This is a genomic window from Paenibacillus sp. GCM10023250 (assembly GCF_042653205.1).
Classification (GTDB): domain Bacteria; phylum Bacillota; class Bacilli; order Paenibacillales; family Paenibacillaceae; genus Paenibacillus_Z.
This window is the reverse complement of record NZ_JBHSHY010000089.1, coordinates 1-1,706: the sequence shown is the minus strand read 5'-3', so window position 1 is coordinate 1,706 and position 1,706 is coordinate 1. Positions and strand designations below refer to the sequence as shown.

Sequence of the window (1,706 nt, the reverse complement as noted above, 5' to 3'; positions counted from 1 at the left end):
GGGGCTGTCCCAAAAGTCGTAAAGACTAGGGACAGCCCCTTCATTGTTTTAAAAGTTGTAAAAAACAAAGAAACCATTCTTTTGTAAAATGGAGGTACCACCCAACCATATACGAAAGGAACGGTTTCTATGTACATTCAATATACCATGGACCAACTGACCCTGCCAATGGATTTGTCCGAGGATATTCCCGAACATCATCTTGTTCGTGTCGTCAATGCGGCGGTGGACCGCTTGAACGACAGCATTTTCGCGGATGCTTACCCTGGTGGCGGCAGAGACAGTTATCACCCTAAAATGCTTACCAAGGTTATCATCTACGCCTACGCCCAGCGCATCTACTCTTCTCGGCAAATCGCCAAATCTGTTCGCGAAAATATTACGTTCATGTGGATCGCAGGTCGCCAGCGACCGGATTTCCGCACCATCAATCGCTTTCGTTCCGAGCGCATGAAAGAAGTACTGGAGAAGATTTTCACCTCGGTTCTGCAATTTTTGGCCGAGCAAAATTATGTCAAGCTTGAGCACTACTTCCTCGACGGCACTAAGATCGAAGCGAATGCGAATCGCTACACGTTCGTCTGGGGCAAGGCTGTCGCCAAGCACAAAGCTAAGTTGGAAGAGAACGTGAAGGCGCTCTTCGCCTCCATCGAGGAAGCGGAGAAACAGGAGGATCGGGAGCAGGCCGGCAAGGACCTGCTGGAGCTTGGCGAAGAAGGCGGCGTAAGCAGCGAGAAGCTGGAAGAAGCGGTCAAGCAGCTGGAACTCAAGCTGGAGAAGAAGCCCAAAGACAAGCCGCTGAAACAAGCGGTGCGGCAGCTGCGAAAAGATGCCCTGCCTCGGCTTCGGAAATACGAAGCACAGCAGCACATGCTCGGGAAGCGCAACAGCTTCAGCAAGACCGATTCCGATGCGACCTTCATGCGAATGAAGGAAGATCATATGCGCAACGGTCAGCTCAAACCGGGTTACAATGTACAAATCGGCACGGAAGATCAATTCATTCTCGGCTACACCGTGCATCAACGTCCGACAGATACGAGATGTCTCATCCCGCATTTGGAGCATGTTCATGCTACGTTCGGTAGGTTGCCAATAACCGTCATCGCGGACGCAGGTTACGGAAGCGAGGAGAACTACACCTGGTTGGAAGAGAAGCAAGTCGATGCCGTGGTCAAATATGGGACGTACCACCAAGAAAAGTCCAAACGTTGGAAGCAAGATATCAGCAAGATCGACAACTGGCAGTACGACGAGGAAAGCGACAGTTGGACGTGTGCGGAGGGAAGAAAGCTGTTATTTCGGTATGCCAGCAAGGAGAAGAGTGAAAGCGGCTTTGAGATGGAAAAGCGGCATTATCGCTGCGAGAGTTGTGAGGGCTGTCCGCTGAAGGCGAAGTGTACGAAAGCAGCAGGCGATCGTGAAATCAGCGTTAGCCTGCGGTACATGGCACAGAAGAAAGCGATACGTGAAAGGCTCTCCAGTGAGGAAGGCTATGCCCTTGCAATCCGGAGGATGCACGAGCCGGAAAGTGTGTTTGGACAACTGAAAAACAACCGGGGATTCCGGCGTTTCCTGCTTCGAGGCTTACCAAAAGTAAGCTTGGAGGTCGGGTGGCTTTCGATCGCTCACAATCTGCTGAAGATGGCAGCGGTCGATTCAAAAAGACCCAAGATGCTGCAGAGTTAGCTCTGCCCATCTTGGGT

Annotated in this window: 1 protein-coding gene; it reads left to right on the top strand. The window is 51.5% G+C overall.

All coding sequences use genetic code 11. From position 1 onward, the window contains the following. The first annotated feature begins 129 nt into the window (after nucleotides 1-129). Nucleotides 130-1,689 (top strand): IS1182 family transposase, encoded by a 1,560-nt coding sequence (locus ACFPB1_RS27335; protein ID WP_379229377.1) that lies wholly within the window; start codon nucleotides 130-132, stop codon nucleotides 1,687-1,689. Nucleotides 1,690-1,706 lie beyond the last annotated feature (17 nt).

Coding starts and splice junctions, on each gene's coding strand:
- ACFPB1_RS27335 (WP_379229377.1), top strand. CDS start 130: ATGTACATTCAATATACCATGGACCAACTGACCCTGCCAATGGATTTG.